At 45.9% G+C, this 16,782-nt stretch carries 15 protein-coding genes and 1 pseudogene; 13 read left to right on the forward strand and 3 right to left on the reverse strand.

Going from position 1 to position 16,782, the window contains the following annotated elements; genetic code table 11:
• The first annotated feature begins 165 nt into the window (after positions 1-165).
• Positions 166-549, forward strand: a complete 384-nt coding sequence (locus tag CLV98_RS20855; protein ID WP_229203511.1) for a PDDEXK nuclease domain-containing protein — start codon at positions 166-168, stop codon at positions 547-549.
• A 59-nt stretch (positions 550-608) separates the two neighbouring features.
• Here CLV98_RS20855 and CLV98_RS20860 read toward each other — a convergent pair whose 3' ends face one another.
• A complete protein-coding gene (locus tag CLV98_RS20860) occupies positions 609-1,334 on the reverse strand; it encodes a siderophore-interacting protein (protein ID WP_109677663.1) in 726 nt (241 codons plus the stop codon).
• Positions 1,335-1,599: 265 nt separating this feature from the next.
• Between CLV98_RS20860 and CLV98_RS20865 the strand changes: the two genes are divergently transcribed.
• The 5 genes and pseudogenes from CLV98_RS20865 to CLV98_RS20885 all read left to right on the forward strand — a co-directional run bounded on the left by CLV98_RS20865 (position 1,600) and on the right by CLV98_RS20885 (position 4,491).
• Entirely contained in the window at positions 1,600-2,139 is a 540-nt protein-coding gene (locus tag CLV98_RS20865; RefSeq protein WP_109677665.1) for a Crp/Fnr family transcriptional regulator, read from the forward strand.
• Positions 2,140-2,215: 76 nt separating this feature from the next.
• Positions 2,216-2,431 carry a (4Fe-4S)-binding protein gene (locus CLV98_RS20870; protein WP_109677667.1) on the forward strand — a complete coding sequence of 72 codons (216 nt, stop codon included), beginning with the start codon at positions 2,216-2,218 and terminating at the stop codon, positions 2,429-2,431.
• Entirely contained in the window at positions 2,418-3,431 is a 1,014-nt protein-coding gene (locus tag CLV98_RS20875; protein ID WP_109677669.1) for a pirin family protein, read from the forward strand. The genes CLV98_RS20870 and CLV98_RS20875 overlap by 14 nt, the downstream gene beginning before the upstream one ends.
• A gap of 211 nt (positions 3,432-3,642) precedes the next feature.
• Positions 3,643-3,759: pseudogene (locus CLV98_RS24035) on the forward strand (helix-turn-helix domain-containing protein); the annotation flags it as partial.
• Between the two features lie 114 nt (positions 3,760-3,873).
• A complete protein-coding gene (locus CLV98_RS20885) occupies positions 3,874-4,491 on the forward strand; it encodes a LysR substrate-binding domain-containing protein (RefSeq protein ID WP_262512161.1) in 618 nt (205 codons plus the stop codon).
• A 59-nt stretch (positions 4,492-4,550) separates the two neighbouring features.
• Here CLV98_RS20885 and CLV98_RS20890 read toward each other — a convergent pair whose 3' ends face one another.
• Positions 4,551-5,441, reverse strand: a complete 891-nt coding sequence (locus CLV98_RS20890; protein WP_229203516.1) for an AraC family transcriptional regulator — start codon at positions 5,439-5,441, stop codon at positions 4,551-4,553.
• Between the two features lie 189 nt (positions 5,442-5,630).
• Between CLV98_RS20890 and hxlB the strand changes: the two genes are divergently transcribed.
• Both hxlB and hxlA read left to right on the forward strand, forming a co-directional pair.
• Entirely contained in the window at positions 5,631-6,221 is a 591-nt protein-coding gene (hxlB, locus tag CLV98_RS20895) for a 6-phospho-3-hexuloisomerase (protein ID WP_109677675.1), read from the forward strand.
• A 38-nt stretch (positions 6,222-6,259) separates the two neighbouring features.
• A complete protein-coding gene (hxlA, locus tag CLV98_RS20900; protein WP_109677677.1) occupies positions 6,260-6,892 on the forward strand; it encodes a 3-hexulose-6-phosphate synthase in 633 nt (210 codons plus the stop codon).
• Between the two features lie 176 nt (positions 6,893-7,068).
• Here the strand turns inward: hxlA and CLV98_RS20905 are convergent, their stop codons facing one another.
• Complete coding sequence (locus CLV98_RS20905; RefSeq protein ID WP_109677679.1) at positions 7,069-7,800, reverse strand: GntR family transcriptional regulator; 732 nt, start codon at positions 7,798-7,800, stop codon at positions 7,069-7,071.
• A gap of 345 nt (positions 7,801-8,145) precedes the next feature.
• Between CLV98_RS20905 and CLV98_RS20910 the strand changes: the two genes are divergently transcribed.
• The 5 genes from CLV98_RS20910 to CLV98_RS20930 are packed head-to-tail and all read left to right on the forward strand — an operon-like array spanning position 8,146 to position 16,697.
• Complete coding sequence (locus CLV98_RS20910; protein ID WP_109677682.1) at positions 8,146-11,286, forward strand: glycoside hydrolase family 92 protein; 3,141 nt, start codon at positions 8,146-8,148, stop codon at positions 11,284-11,286.
• Positions 11,287-11,307: 21 nt separating this feature from the next.
• Complete coding sequence (locus CLV98_RS20915) at positions 11,308-12,603, forward strand: glucosidase family protein (RefSeq protein ID WP_211320090.1); 1,296 nt, start codon at positions 11,308-11,310, stop codon at positions 12,601-12,603.
• Positions 12,604-12,606: 3 nt separating this feature from the next.
• Positions 12,607-13,545 (forward strand): ROK family protein, encoded by a 939-nt coding sequence (locus CLV98_RS20920; RefSeq protein WP_109677684.1) that lies wholly within the window; start codon positions 12,607-12,609, stop codon positions 13,543-13,545.
• A gap of 18 nt (positions 13,546-13,563) precedes the next feature.
• Entirely contained in the window at positions 13,564-15,345 is a 1,782-nt protein-coding gene (locus tag CLV98_RS20925; protein WP_109677686.1) for a class I mannose-6-phosphate isomerase, read from the forward strand.
• Positions 15,346-15,347: 2 nt separating this feature from the next.
• Positions 15,348-16,697 (forward strand): sugar porter family MFS transporter, encoded by a 1,350-nt coding sequence (locus CLV98_RS20930; RefSeq protein WP_109677688.1) that lies wholly within the window; start codon positions 15,348-15,350, stop codon positions 16,695-16,697.
• Positions 16,698-16,782: the final 85 nt, after the last annotated feature.

Genomic DNA, 16,782 nt, shown 5'->3' on the forward strand with positions numbered 1-16,782 from the left:
ACAATTACCCAAAGGGGTCAATATGCTCCAGAATGAATCAAAAATAAATGTCTAGGGGGTCAATATACGCCAGAATGTCACTAGAAAACAAGCCAATAATGTGCTTTTAGCATTCATTATTACCCTGAGTACAAGGGGTCAACATGCTCCAGAATATCCACATACTTGGCTAGACAGAAAAGAATATCTATCGATAGTCTCGATTACTATATTGATCTCTTATTTTATCACCGCAGGTTGAAATGTCTGGTAGCGATAGACCTTAAAATAGGAGAGTTTGAAGCTGGGTTTAAAGGGCAGATGGAGTTATATCTGCGATACCTGGAGAAATATGAAAAAGTGGATGGGGAAAATACCCCTATTGGTCTAATCTTGTGCACCGGTAAAAATGAAGAGCACGTGGAGTTATTGCAGTTAGACAAAAGTAATATTAGGGTGGCGGAATATTTAACGGTGCTACCGTCAGAAAACCTTCTACGAGAAAAGCTGCATAAAGCCGTTGAAATAGCACAGCAAAGATTAAGTCGGAGGCTGGATGGAACAAATTGAAACTTCTGGATGAAGCACCAATGGGGTTGAGGTGCTCCCGTTGGTGCTTCATCCAGACTTTATTCCAGTCCCTTTTTATCGGGGTTCCAAAATGGTTTGTTTTTAATTTGCTTGGAATCCCAGTTTAACTCTTTTTTGAAATATTGGTTTAGGGACACACATAGTCTGCTGTCACCGGCTATATAGACCATTTTCTTTCCTTGCATTTTAGGGATAATTTGCTTTAACCTGTCGATAATCGCTTCTTGAGGGTTTCTTTCCAATACCTGAAAGTTAAAAGGCTTGGTGTCATCCACGTCTGCAAAGAAATCGCTGCTATTTTGACTATAAACGAGCCCCTCCACTTGTTTGTCGGCTGGTAAATGTCGGGCAATGACATAAAGGTGTGATAGGGCCGACAAATCACCGATCATCAGATAGCTATCGGCGTTGGAGTCGAGTAGGAAATTTCCTTTCTTCCATTTAAAATGAACCGGAGTGCCCACTTCGCACGATTCGACCCATTGGGCGCCAATTCCCTTACTATGCGTGGCGATAGCCAAATCGATGGTCCCATTCTGGACATCCATATCCCAGACACTGTAACTTCTGACCTTGTCTTTTAGGGTGATATCCTCCTTGCCAATACCCACACCAAGTCTTATAAAGTATCCTGGAACGAATTCGGCCGTTTTTATCTGCTCGCTTTGGATACGGATTTTGAAAACTGAATCTGATAGTTTTGTGATCTGTTCAACGGTCCCTTTTTCAAGTACTTTTTTTATTAACGCCTCTACTATTCCCATTTATTTTCTCTTTATTAATATCTGGATGCTGTTAATACATCTTATAAACGGTATTTTGATACTTTACCTTTATTAAGAATCATAAAGGATGCTCGAGACCCGCTTTTCTGTTGGGTACTTAAACAGGCTTAGGCGTCGTTCTGTTCCTTACCAGAATACTGGATTTTGGATTGTATGAAATTTTGATCATCTTGTAAAGGATCTTACAGCACAGCTGGCCTTTACTTCTAATCAATAGGTAGGGCTCCTCCCTTAAAAAAACGAAGTGGAAAACCTTGATGACATCTTAAAAATTGACCCTGACGCCAGCGTTCGGTTTTATAAAAAGAAAGAATTCGTTCAACGCAAGGGCGGCGCGAAGGCGTATTCCTTTTATGTTAAAAAAGGACTTTTGAGGAGTTATATTATCGATAGCAAGGGTAAGGAGCATGTCTTTATGTTTGCTTCAGAAGGTTGGATCATCGCAGACTTAGAAGCCATAGAATTCGATGAGCCTACATCGCTTTTTATAGATTGTCTTGAAGACTCTGAAATTCTTATCTTTAATAAAAATTGTTTTTTAAAGGCGGATTTGTCTAAGGAAAAGATTGTGGAGCATCTCCAGCTGCTTTATAGAAGAATGGCTAAGCTCCAGCGTAGGGTGCTGATGCTCATGAGTTCTCCCGCCATAGATCGTTATACCCATTTTGTGAGCGCGTATCCAGAATTGCCCCAACGGATACCCCAACATATGATAGCTAGTTACCTGGGCATTACCCCTCAAGCCCTAAGTACGATAAGAAGGAAAATAGCCGAGTCAAAGTAAATGCCCTCGATTTGTTAATCTAGATGAATGTTCCCTGGTAATTAAGTACTGAAATTTGCCTAAAACAATTTCATTTATGATAAAGGAATATAGCAACGGAGAAATTACCATCAAATGGCAAGCTGATAAATGCCAGCATGCTGGGGTATGCGTTATGACATTGCCTAGGGTTTATAACCCCAAAGCATCGCCATGGATCGATATGGCCCATGCTACTACCGAAGAGTTAAAGGATCAAATTAATAAGTGCCCTTCCGGGGCCTTAAGCTACTATACCAATGAGCAAGATTAAAACGATAAAAACATTGGGGTTCCCATGGGAAACACAGGACCCATTCCTTTTTTGCGCTTATCACAGGGATGAGTATCCTCAAGGGAATTCGAAAATGGGTGTTTCAGTCGATCAATTAGGAGGCCGACCTATAGGTCAGGATTTTGTGGTGAAAGATGGTTGGCGAATGTACCATGGCACCGACATTCCAGGCTTTCCGTATCATCCGCACCGTGGGTTCGAAACCATTACCATCAATAAAGAGGGTGTTGTGGACCATTCCGATTCCCTGGGAGCCGCCGGTAGGTTTATGGAGGGCGATGTACAGTGGATGACCGCCGGAAAGGGAATCCAACATTCTGAAATGTTTCCATTATTAAACGAAGATAAGGGGAATCCCTTAGAGATTTTTCAGATATGGCTCAATCTCCCGAAGGCCTCCAAAATGGTAGAACCGCATTTTAAAATGTTGTGGAGGGAAGCCATCCCCGAGCTGAGCCACCAAGATGCCGCTGGCAAAATGACCACGGTACAGATAATAGCCGGTAGGCTAGGAGAGGTAAGTGCCCCAAGCCCTACACCCGATTCCTGGGCAGCCAATCCAGCACATGCAGTGGGGGTATATACGGTGAAGATGGAAGCAGGGGCCGTTTGGACCCTGCCCAAAACGAATGATGCGGCCAATCGGTCCATGTTTTTTTATAAGGGCGAAAGTATCCAAGTGGAGGGGCAAACGATTCCTTCAGGCCGGCTGATTGAAGCCCGTGCAGGAGAGGATATTTCCATCCAAAATGGAAACAAGGAGGCCTACCTGTTAATTCTTGAAGGTAAGCCTATAGAAGAACCAGTCGTACAGCATGGTCCTTACGTGATGAATACCCAGGAAGAGATTAGAGAGGCGATGCGGGAATATGGAAAAACGCAGTTTGGCGGGTGGCCCTGGAAGGAAAGAGAGGTGGTGCATGCCAAAGACAAAGGACGGTTTGCTTTGCATGCTGATGGAGAATTAGAAACCAAATAAACTATAATCCTATATTTTCCCGCAGATACATCGGTATCTGCGGGAAAATGGCCCTAAATATGCAATTCTCCATGGTATTCTTTCCAGTCTAGGTAGCCTTCCATAGAAAGCCCATAATGCAATTCGCGGCGAGGCGGGGTCAAAGGCCAATTGTTTTGTAGGCGTAGGACCAGGTCTGGGTTGGCTATAAAAGGTCGGCCAAAGCCTATCTGGTGCCGCCCAAGGGCTCAATATTTCCCAACCGGGGGCTAGCTTACATCTCAATGCACTGGAGGCCTACACGGGTTATAAGTTATTCGACCGATCGGCCAGGCGGATGGTGCCCACCGAGAAAGGGAAGATCTTGTATAACTATATTGTGGAGCCTATTCAAAAATTGGAAATGGCCGAACAGCATTTTTTGAAACGCTCCCAGTCCGAACGGCCTACTATCAGTGTGGGGATGTGTTTCGAAACTTTTCAGTATACCCTCGAAGAACATATTCCTAAGTTACCGTTCAACTTGATCATTAAGTTTGGTGAGTATCCTCAAATGCAGCATGATCTGGATAACGGACTGTTGGACCTGATCGTGACTCCTCAAAAGGGAAATCAGAAAAATTTGTTGTATGAACCGTTTTCAACAGAGCGGATCGTCTTGATAGCAGGTGGGAAAACGGATCTACAGCCTATAGAATCACTCTTGAAATCTGCCTCTATTGCGGAGTTGGGGGCTTATCTGAAAGAGCAGCTTTGGTACAGCACTACCGCCGATATGGAGCATATGAAAAATTTTTGGAAGAAGAATTTTAAGGAGCATCCCGACTTCCGACCCAATTATCTGGTGCCCAATATCAGCTCCATTATTCGATGCTTGAGCGATGGGGTGGGCTTTTCCATCGTTCCCGATTTTCTGTGTAGGGAGGCTATAGACCAACAAAAAATAAAGCTGGTATGGGAAGGAACCGAACCTATGGATAACACCCTTTACTTTGGTACGCGCAAAAATACCATGTACCAAGAGCAATTAAACAGATTGGAAATGATATTTAGGGAGAAATGGGAAAAGGTAATGAGCTAATTCCATCACTTAAAGACTTTTCTTTGGCTTTAAATGATGGTCAATCGCAGCGGGATTACCTATATCGAACTATGATCGGACAAGGTATTTCGTTTTTCCTTAAGGTGGTTGCGCGACTGCTTTTGAAAGGCATCGGGCGATTGTCCCGTTTGCTTTTTGAAAAATCGGCTAAAATAAGGGCGGTCTGAAAAGCCGAGTTCATAGGCGATTTCCTTGATGGTTTGGTCACTATGAATAATCATCCGTTTTGCTTCTAGTACTATCCGATCATGAATGAGTTCCATGCCCGTTTTATGAAGCTTATCTTTTAATATCTGGTTAAGCCTTTTGGAGCTTATGCCTAGTTTTGCGGCATAGAAGTCGGTGTTGCGTACTTGGAGGTAGTTGCTCTCCAAAAGCATCAGAAATTCATAGACCCTTTTTTGGTGGATATCATGCCCAGTAAACTCCTGTTCTTTTACTTTTATTAGCTTTAATAAAAAAACCTTGAGGATGGCCTTCACGATGATGAGATCATCCGAGCCTTTTTGGTATTCACCCAGTAGCAACTGGTACACATGGCCCAATTCTTCGGCGGCCTCCCTTTCGAGTCTTAAACACGAAAACTCCCCCTGCACGTTAAAGATTTTGAATATATCCAGAAGAAACTCCTTATCCACTTCTTCGAGAACCTCCCTTTTAAAGGACAATAGTTCCCCATTTTTACCGGCTTTGTTGAGTTGATGTACCCGATAAGGGGGGATCAGGTAGATCCAGTCGCCTTTTAAGTCAAAATCTGGGTTTTTAATATCGTGTAAGGGGCCTTCATTTTTTAACCATACGATTTCGAAAAAGTCTTTCCGGTCTGGGTCATTCAAATAGCTTGGAGGGCAGTCGTGTAGATTACGGATGTAGATCATCGCCGAGGCGAGACGGGAATCGTTATTGGTGGAGATCATTTTTGTAGTCAAGATAGCGTAAAGGTCTTGGTGGACGATTCGGTAATTATGGTGGATTATTCGGAAATAAGGTAATTGATAAGGCAAAAATCGGAAATTATTGGCATAAAATTTCCTTATTGTCCACCTTATCTGGAAGATTGTGTAACATTTACCACGACACCTACCAATACATTTGCAGTCTGACCAAACAGGACCATAATGCAAGTGAACACCCAACAAGATATCCTACTTTCGATAGACATACAGCAAAATCTTAAACAAATACTCGCCGAGAACAATGATTTGGTTGAGGCCCTAGGCTATAGCGATTTGGGATCCCTAGTACGTAATATCCGGGAGGCCAATTCGATATTCCTGTTGGCCGCTGGCCGTTCCGGCTTGTCTATGCGTGCAGTAGCCATGAGGCTGATGCATCTGGGTCTCCGGGTGTATTTTGTAGGGGAAACTACCACTCCGGCCATTCAAGAAGGCGACCTGCTCTGGGCTGCCTCGGGCTCAGGAACTACAGGAGCCATCGTTAGGGCTGCCGAAAAAGCCCGGCGCGTAGGCGCTAGGGTGGTGGCTATTACCACCAATACGGAGTCGACTCTGGCATCTCTGGCCCATTTACACGTCTTGCTGCCTGCCGCTGAAAAGCAGGATCACGGTGGAGAAAGATCAAAACAATATGCCGGGAGCCTTTTTGAGCAAGCTTTGCTGCTCATAGGAGACGCCATCTTTATGGAATTATGGAAACTGGACGGCTCTCCTGCCGAAATCCTGTGGGAGCGTCATGCCAATATGGAGTAGATTAATCAAATAAATAGTAACCACTAAATACCAACAAAATGGCCAAATTACAAGTAGCAATAGATCTATTAACAACTGAAGAGGCACTGGCCTTAGCCGCCAAAGTAGCCCCTTACGTAGATATCATCGAACTGGGAACTCCCTTGATCAAAAATATGGGATCGACGGTGATCACGGCTATGAAAAATGCCCATCCCGACAAATTGGTCTTTGCAGACCTTAAAACGGCCGATGCCGGTGAGCTAGAGGCCGATATTGCCTTTAAAGCGGGAGCGGACTTGGTAACCGTAATGGGTGCTGCCGGCAATGCCACGATCATCGGCGCTGTGAAAGCGGCAAAGGCGCATGGAAAAGGGGTAGTGGTGGATACCATCGGGTATCCCGATCGTGTAAAACGAGCTCAGGAAGTGATAGGCCTTGGCGTAGAATTTGTGGAGCTCCATGCAGGTTTGGATGAGCAATGGACAGAGGGCTATTCTATCCAGGTCCTGATTGACGAAGCGGCTAGAGCAGGCGTGCCAGTGTCTATAGCTGGTGGTGTAAATATTGATAATGTTACGGCTGTCATCCAAGCTGGTGCTCAAGTAGCTGTGGCTGGTGCTGCCATCTATGGTGCCGACGATCCAGCTCAAGCTGCTAAGGCACTTCGGGAGGCGATAGATGCCGCGTAAATTCTAAATAATTCGATCTATTTACGACAGAAGCCCCGTCCTAATCACTCAGGATGGGGCTTCTGTTTATAGATTCCCTCATTTTACAGCGTATCAGCGGTCTATCGAAATCTTATTTACAGGACCTTCAGTCGTTTCTCTTAGATTTGAATATAAGGATAAAAATCTCCCGCTCCCTACCTGGCGATATCGATGGCATAGGTGAAGCGGTCGGCTCGGTAATAGCCCAAATTGTATTCGATGGGCCGGTCACCCGGATCGCATACCACCCGCTTACGTAATAAAATGGGATCTCCAGTATTGACCTGTAATATATGGGCCAGGTGATCATCGGCAAGGGTAGCGCTGATCTCCTCTTTCGAAACGGATACGACGGTATGGTGGTCTTTTTCCAACATCTCATAAAGCGGTCTGGAAAAGTCCTCGTCGGGGGTGAGGCCCACCCGTGGGTGAAAATAGGAGATGAAGTGTACGATAGGGCCGTTGTCCAAGCCCCGCAACCGCTCTAGTTTCAATACCTTACTTTTCTGAACGATTCCGAATAAAGTGGCAGTAGCCTGGTCGGCCTCCACCCAATCTACCTTGAGATCATAGGTCTTGAAGGCTACCCCTTTTTCGTGCATTTCAAGGGTGAAACTCGACCATTTATTAAGCTTGGTGGTGATATTATTCTTGGAAACTTTCGTTCCCACCCCCTTCTTTCTGGTCAGCAGCCCCTCTTGTACCAGTTTGTTGAGGGCTTGCCGTACCGTATTTCTAGAAATCCCCATCCGCTTCGCTATGTCGACTTCATTAGGGAAAAGTTTACCATTTTGATATTCAGGATCACTGATGAGCCCCCGCAACAGCTGCTCCACTTGTATATGAAGTGGCAGGTGACTATGATGATCGATGCTGAATATTTCCATAGGTTATCGGTTATGTTTATACATATAAACATACAAATTTGATACTATTTATCCATTGAGGAAAATATTAGGAATATTTTATTTTCACGCTTTCTATACTTAGACTCCTTATTAAGTCGATAGATACATTGGGTATTCTAGGATTAATTACTTAAAATAAAAGAATACTAAAGTTTATGATTTCATTTTTGTGAAAACCAAAAATGTGTATATTTGCCCAAGTATGTTCATACATACCAACATAAAGATTTAGTATGTTCCTCTTTGAAGTAAAGTAGAGCGAGCTTCAACCTATGGAGCCTAATACTTAAAATTTATCCTTTAACCGTTAATAATTTTAGCCCCTTGAAAAACTTTAAAATCTTATTGCTGTTGGCTTTCCTCTACTCTCCTCCCGCTTTGGCTCAAAAGACCATCTGGAAGATAGGGGAGCGTGACAATGCGCCCACGGGCATGGCATTGGCACCGAATCGCTATCAAAATTTTCTGGAAAACGACTTTGGGTATGAAGATCGATTCTTTCTGATTGGCCATTCTGCAGCAGAGCAAGACTGGCCTTATGTGTTGCCTGGGCCTGCTAGTAGTTGGGGAGGTGCCGGGGTCATCTCGGGTATCCGGTCTCACTTTTTAACGGTATTGTTCGAGTTAAAGGATAAGCCTACCATTGGGAACTGGTTGCTTACGATAGATATTTTAGATACTGACTCTCTGAATGCACCTTTCGTGAAAGTGATGGTGAATGGCAGATCCAAAGGGTTTCAGCTCAAGCCAGGGTCGAGTAATAAAGAGCCAAATGGTTTCGCCCCAAAAACCAAGGAGCAATTGATCCAACTGGAAATTCCAGCCGATTGGCTGAACCCTGGCGCCAACCAAATCGTGATGACCACCCTAGAAGGTGGATGGCTGGCCTTCGATCAGGTAAGGCTAGAAGGGCCTGAAAAGGCCGAATTGGCCGTTCCAGAAGACGTCCTCATCCGGGATGTGGAAGCTGCAGATTATGAAATAAATAGGAATGGGCAGCGGTTTCAGCCACTACTTGTCGATATGTCCTACCTTAAGGGCCAGCCTTCAGTTCAGTTAAAACTCGATGGAAAGGCCATACTGAACGAGGTGCTGGAGCAAGGGCGTTATACGCTGGAAGCTCCCATGCCGGCCGTGACTAGAAAGAAGAACAGCCGATACCAATTGTTTGTAAATAATAGGATGGTAAGAGAGGGAAGAGTAGAAAGGAATAAAATGAAGTTAAAAACCCCGGCTGGGTATGTGAATACGATGATGGGAGCTGGGCATTCCCGGTGGATGATCGCCCCGGGCCCCTGGATGCCTTTCGGTATGGTAAAGCTTAGCCCCGACAATCAGAACAGTGGCTGGCAGGCTGGTTATGACCCTACTGTCGAATCGATCGGTACTTTTAGTCATATTCATGAATGGACTATGACGGGACTGGGTACTTTTCCGACCAGCGGACCGTTGGAAATAAAAATGGGGGATCAGCGTCATCCTGAGGACGGCTATCGCTCCAAGATCAACAAAGAAACCGAACAAGCTCCCTTAGGTTATTATAAAGTAGACCTCACAGATCGTGATATAACCGCTGAGCTTACTTCCACCACCAGAGCCTCTTTTCAGCGGTATACCTACCATAAGAGTGAGCTAGGACGGGTGCTGGTCGATTTTCAGATCCCTACGGAGTATGGCTATCAGGTAAATAATATAAAAATTGACAAAATAAACGATCACCGCATCGAAGGTTACAGCGACCAGCTGTCCAATAATGTGTGGTCGGGGGGGATCGATCAGGAATATAAGGTACATTTTGTAATAGAATTTGATAGGCCCATCAAGAATTATGGGGTATGGCTGAACGATGAGGTGCGTGAAAATACCGGCTTACAGGCAGATAGTGCGCGAAATGCGGGAATCTATCTGGAATTTGACACGCACAAGGATAGGGTCGTTCAGCTGCGTACGGGACTTTCGTATGTCAGCGTTGAAAATGCGGCTCTCAATTTGAAAACCGAAATAAGCGAACCTTTCAATTGGGATTTTGATGGGGTACGCCACCACCAAGAAGTCGTATGGGACGAATTGTTAGGTAGGGTGGCGATAAGCAGCAACGACCGGCGGGAGAAGGAAAGATTCTACACCAATATGTATCGTTCTTTGGCCAGTAGAAATACCTTTAGTGATGTGGATGGAAGCTGGAGAGACGCCGATGAGAAAGTGAATAAATTTGTGGATTCCGATGATGTAGCCTTAGGGTGTGATGCATTTTGGAACACCTTCTGGAACCTTAACCAGTTCTGGAACCTGGTAACTCCAGAGTGGTCCAATAGGTGGGTGAAATCTCAATTGGCCATGTACGACCAGAGTGGCTGGCTGGCTAAGGGGCCCGCAGGGATGGAGTATATACCGGTGATGGTGGCCGAGCATGAGATACCATTAATAGTAGGGGCTTACCAAATGGGCATCCGAGGATACGACGTAAATAAGGCCTATGAGGCGGTACATAAGATGCAGACTACGCCAGCCGCAAACGTTGGGGGCGGCCGTGCAGGGAATGAAAATTTGACTACCTATCTGAAGCATCATTATGTTCCTTACGACGAAGGTCGGTTCTCCAATTCTCTGGAATACAGCTTCGATGATTATACGGTATCGCAATTTGCCAAGGCGTTGGGTAAAGAGTCCGATTATAAAATATTTAAAGAGCGCGGTACTTGGTGGAAAAATGCGATCGATCCGGCCATAGGGTTTGCCCGGATGAAAGATGCCAAAGGGAATTGGATACCAGATTTTGACCCTTTCAAATCGGGCGCTAACCATCATTATGTTGAAGGGAATGCCTGGCAGCTAACTTTTTTTGTGCCGCAAGATGTAACGGGTTTGGCGAAGATAATTGGAGAAACAGAGTTTGCGAATCGGCTCGATTGGGGTTTTAAAATTGGAGAAAAATGGAGGTATAACGGCCCCAATGACCAATACTGGGATTATCCCGTCGTACAAGGTAACCAACAATCCATGCACTTTGCCTTTCTTTTTAATTGGATCAAAAAGCCATGGCTTACCCAAAAATGGAGCCGATCGATCACCGAACGCTATTATGGTCACGAGGTCTCTAACGCCTATTTGGGGGATGAAGACCAGGGGCAGATGAGTGCCTGGTTTGTGATGAATGGCTTGGGGCTTTTCCAAATAGATGGCGGCACCCGGGTAGATCCAATTTATGAAATAGGTAGTCCTATCTTCGATAAGGCCGTTATTGACCTTGGTGAAAGATTTGGTAGAGGTAAAACCTTTACCATTGAAGCCAAAAATACCTCCCGCCATAATAAGTATGTGCAAAGTGCAACGTTGAATGGTAAGCCACTGAATAACTTTTGGTTCAAAGCCTCGGAGCTCCTGAAGGGCGGATCGTTGGTTTTGGAAATGGGACCCGAACCCAACAAAACATGGGGAGTGGGCGCCATGCCACCTACCGAATAAGCTAATCTCTAATCCAAAACAATGATGATGAAATACAATATCCTATTGCTTGTCTTTGCCTCCTTACTACTGGGGTGCGCGGCTAAAGAGAAAAATGACCAGTCTATTTATCAAAGTGACAGTACCCTATCTATCGTAAAAGCCAAAGCGCTCGAGGTAGTTAAAACGGGTTTTAACGCCGGAGACGGTTACGGGGAGGTTTGGATTAGGGATTATAATACCTTTATAACCCTGTCGGGGGAGGTACATCCTTCCGAAGTGTTGAAAGAGAACCTGAGGGTGTTTTTTAGACTACAAGGTACGGATGGAAATATAGTAGACGGATTTATTCCGCTTCAAACGGCCAAGGAATCAAAAGGGGGCTATGACTACATTTATAATGAGCTGGAACCTCAGTATGCCGGGCACAAAAATACCGTGGAGACCGATCAAGAAACCTCCTTGATTCAGGCAGTTTATAAATATGTGAAGTTGAGTGGAGATACTGCTTTTCTCAGTGAAAAGATAGGTGCCTTTACCGTAGCCCAGCGACTCAATAGGGCGGTTGAGTTTTTGATGAACCACCGTTACGATAAAACCCACGGTCTGCTTTGGGGAGCTACCACAGCCGACTGGGGCGATGTGCAGCCAGAACATGATTGGGGCGTATACCTCACCAAGGACAGCCATTTGGCGATCGATGTGTATGATAATGCCATGTTTTTGATTGCCCTCGATAATCTGATGGAACTCTTGCCAGCTGAAAAGGACCAATGGAAGCCCATTCATGATTCCATAGCAAAGAATACCATGGCTGAGCTTTGGGACGAAAAAAACCAAAAATTCATACCTCATATCTACTTGAACGGATCGCCGTTTGCCGACTCCCTGAACGAAAATGAAATATACTACCACGGGGGCACGGCTGTTGCCATAGAGGCCAATTTGCTGTCTAAGGAGCAAATAAAAATCTCCCTGGATAAAATGATTGAAAACGTAAAACGCTCTGGAGCCGGCTCCATAGGCCTGACGCTCTACCCGACCTATCCGGAAGGAAGCTTTAAAAACAAAGGCATGTATCCCTATGGCTATCAAAATGGTGGAGATTGGACCTGGTTTGGCGCTCGGATGGTCAGCCAGTTATATCGCAATGGCTTCGAAGCGGAAGCCTATGAGCAGTTGAAACCGATGCTAAAAAGGGTCATCGACAACCAAGGCTTCTATGAATGGTACACCGTCGACAATCAGCCCAAGGGTTCCGGGACTTTCCGTGGCTCGGCAGGAGTGCTTTACGATGCGATTAGGCTATTTGAACAGGACGACACGACAGCACCTTGAACGATGGAAGAAAAAACCGTAATGGCCATCGATCTGGGGGGCACGCAAATAAAACTCGGGTTGGTAAGAGGTGGAGAGATACTCTGTTCCATGCAAATGGAGTCTCAAGCAGCGAAGGGCCTTGGGCCGCGCCTTAGGGAGGTAGAGCGCTGTGTACGAGGCTTACTGGAAGAAGCTTCCCTTACGGCTTCTGACCTGGCGGCGGTGGGCATAGCCATACCTGGCATTGTGGATACCGATCACAACCAAATTCTGAAGATCAACGACAAATACAATGATGCCCCTACGCTCGATTTGACGGCCTGGGCCAAAAACACTTGGAACTTGCCCCTTATGCTCGAAAATGACACCCGATCGGCCTTACTAGGCGAGTGGAGGTATGGAAACGGGAAAGGAGTGAACAATGTGGTGCTGATGAACCTAGGGACTGGAATCGGAACTTCGGCCGTCATGAATGGAAAAATCCTTAGAGGCAAACATTTTCAGGCGGGAATATTAGGGGGACACTTTATGGTCAACCTAAAAGGGGACCAGTGTAACTGTGGCAATTATGGCTGCGCTGAGGCTGAGGCTTCTACTTGGAATCTTCAAAAAATAGTACAGCGCTACCCCGAATATTCAGACAGCTTACTTTTTGATAGGCCCCAGATCGACTTTAAGGTTATTTTTCAATTGGCCGCCGCCCAAGATCCACTGGCCCAGCTCGTAAGTACCGAATGCCTGGAGGTATGGAGTGCCTGTGCCTTAAATATGATCCATGCATACGATCCCGAAATTCTGATTTTGGGAGGAGGGATTATGGGGAGCAGGGATATCATCCTGCCCTATATTCAGCAAAAGGTGAATGGCAATGCCTGGGCTACATGGGGGGAAGTAAGGGTCCTGGAAGCATCGTTAATCAATACTGCCGCCCTATTGGGGGTGAGTAGCTTAGTATACTAATCCAAAAACGAATCCATTTTGAAAAAGTCGAATTTTAATAAGTTTCCTCAGATAAGCGTATCAGGGTATCAGGCTGAGGAAGGTTGGGAACATATAACACAGACAATCCGCGAAAAAGTAGAATCGATAGGCGCTCCCAAAACGGTAATCGTTTTGGATGCCTATCATGGCGTCAATGTACAGGAGATCCTGGCTGGGATGGCCCTTGGAGATTCCGAAATGGCCGTTTTTGAGGTGTCTTCAGCTATGCTCGATAAGGAGCGGATGGAAGCCTTAGTCTCCCCGTTTATTAATAACGACCCCGTTTTTGGCTTCGTCACTACGTTGGAATTGGACGCTTTTTTCGATGCTGAAAAAGTCAGCAGCATGCAGGAAGAGATTGAAAAGGTGAAGGAAGGTGTGGTTCTCGTGCTGGGTACTGGGGCCGCACTCGTAGCTCCTCATGCCGACGTCCTGATATATGCCGATATGCCACGCTGGGAAATTCAGCTTCGTTTTAGGAAAAATGCAATTAGTAACCTTGGGGCCGATAATGCCAACGATCCCTTTGCCTACCAGTATAAACGGAGCTTTTTTGTCGATTGGAGGGTATGTGATCGATTCAAAAAAGGGCTGATGGATCGCTGGGACTTTGTGCTGGACACCTCCCAAGAGCATCGGCCGAAAATGGTGTCGGGGGTGGCTATGGCTCATGCTTTGGCTTCTACCAAAGAAAGACCTTTTAGGGTAGTACCATTTTTTGACCCAGGACCTTGGGGTGGACAATGGCTCAAGGAAGTGGTGGACTTGGACCGTTCCGCTCAAAACTACGCCTGGGGCTTCGACTGTGTGCCTGAGGAAAATAGCCTTGTTTTCGATTTTGATGGGGTGCCCATTGAAATACCTTCTATTAACCTGGTATTAGCCCATCCGGTACCTGTGCTTGGAGAAGCGGTTTACGATGCTTTCGGAGCGGAGTTTCCGATACGTTTCGATTTCCTAGATACCATGCAAGGAGGCAACTTAAGTTTGCAGGTACATCCCATGCATCAGTATATCAAAGATCAGTTTGGTATGGGATACACCCAAAACGAGAGCTATTATTTTCTGGAGGCCGAAAACGATGGCTTCGTTTACTTAGGACTTAAAGAGGATGTCGATCCAGAATCGATGATGCAGGAGCTTCAAACGGCTCAGGAAGGGGAGGGGCCTTTCGATGCCGAAAAGCACGTTCAGAAATGGCCTGTCAAAAAGCATGATCATGTGCTTATTCCCGCGGGGACGGTGCATTGTTCCGGTGCCGACACCGTGGTGCTGGAGATCAGTGCAACCCCATTTAATTTTACCTTCAAACTATGGGATTGGGGACGTATGGGACTCGATGGCAAGCCACGTCCTATTTCTTTGGAGCATGGCAAGAAGAACATACAATGGGACAGGACTACAAAATGGACTCAGGAAAACTTGGTCAATAGATTTGAGCAGGTGGCTTCAGGCGATGGCTGGCGTGAGGAAAGGACGGGACTGGATACCCACTCCTTTATTGAAACGAGGCGACATTGGTTTACCCAAAAAGTAACCCATCATACCGAGGGGGTTGTGAATGTCCTTAATCTGATTTCGGGCCGCGAGGCGTTGGTAGAAAGCCCCAACTCGGCCTTTGAGCCCTTTGTGGTTCATTATGCCGAAACTTTTATCGTTCCCGCTGGCGTAGGAGCCTATACCGTCCGTCCTTATGGCGAGAGTGAATGGCAGGAATGTGCTACCATCAAGGCCAGCATCAGGACGAACAATCTTAAAGAAAATTATAGAATCGACTAAACATGGGGAATCGGGAACGCATCTTTTTTGTCTATAAAATTACACTGGTGGCGGCCGTAGGTGGTTTGTTGTTCGGGTATGATACGGCCGTTATTGCCGGGGCCATCGGGTTTTTACAAATAAAGTTCGACTTATCCCCCGCCATGGTTGGTTGGATCGCCTCTTGCGCTTTGATAGGCTGTGTGTTTGGTGCTTTGGGCGCTGGGGTGCTTAGCGACTGGCTGGGGAGGAAGAAGATTTTGATTCTTTCAGCCCTTTTATTTGGCATTTCCTCTGTGGGAATCGCCCTCCCGGCGGGTATCGACGCCTTCGTTTTCTTCCGTATCATTGGAGGGTTGGGAATAGGGATCGCCTCTATGCTGGCTCCGATGTATATCACCGAAATAGCCCCCGCCGACAAACGGGGTAGGCTCGTATCCATCAATCAGCTTGGTATTGTGACGGGTATTCTGCTCATCTATTTTGTCAATGCGGCCATCGCGGGGATGTACGACCAGCAGTGGAATGTAAATACGGGCTGGCGGTGGATGTTTGGGTCAGGGATATTTCCTTCGGTGATATTTTTGATACTCTTATTTTTTGTGCCGGAGAGTCCAAGGTGGCTGGCCAAAAAAGGTAGGAATACGGAGGCCCTTGCTATACTAACACGAATTAATGGGCCAGAGCAAGCCCAGGTGGAGCTCCAGGAAATCAACCAGCACCTCAACACTGATTCGGTGTCTTTCTCCGAAATTTTCAGACCTGGTATTAGAAAGGCCCTTTTTGCCGGTATTCTGTTGGCTATGTTTTCCCAAATAACGGGTATCAATGCCATCATGTACTATGCCCCCGAGATTTTTAAGGCTACTGGCGACGGGAGCGATTCCGCCTTGCTGCAAACGATTCTGGTTGGGGTGGTCAATTTCCTATTTACGATCGTGGCCATTAAGTATGTGGATAAAACGGGAAGGAAAAAATTGCTTTTGGCTGGTTCTGCCGGGATGACGGCCTGTTTGGCCCTTATCGGAGGTGCTTTTTATCTTGACCTCGCCCAAGGATTCCTAGTCTTGGTATCTATATTGGCCTATATTGCTTTTTTTGCCCTCTCCTTAGGGCCCCTTACCTTTGTGGTCATCGCCGAGATATTCCCTAACCGTACCCGTGGAGTGGCCATGTCGATTTGCATATTTGCCCTCTGGGTTTTTGTTTTCATTGTGTCTCAGTGTTTTCCTATTTTACTAGAGTCCATTGGCAATGCCTATACCTTCTGGATATTTATGCTGTTGTCGGCGGGTGCCCTCTTTTTTGTTTGGCGGTTTATCCCCGAAACCAAGGAGAAGACTCTAGAAGAAATGGAAAAGCTCTGGCAGTGAACGCACGCTTCTTAGGAAACAAATAATGGGAAGTCCGAATGTCCTAAATAAAGACATTCGGACCAAAATTGTCGGTAAGACGAAA

This window comes from Dyadobacter jejuensis, from assembly GCF_003149085.1.
GTDB classification, from domain to species: Bacteria; Bacteroidota; Bacteroidia; order Cytophagales; family Spirosomataceae; genus Dyadobacter; species Dyadobacter jejuensis.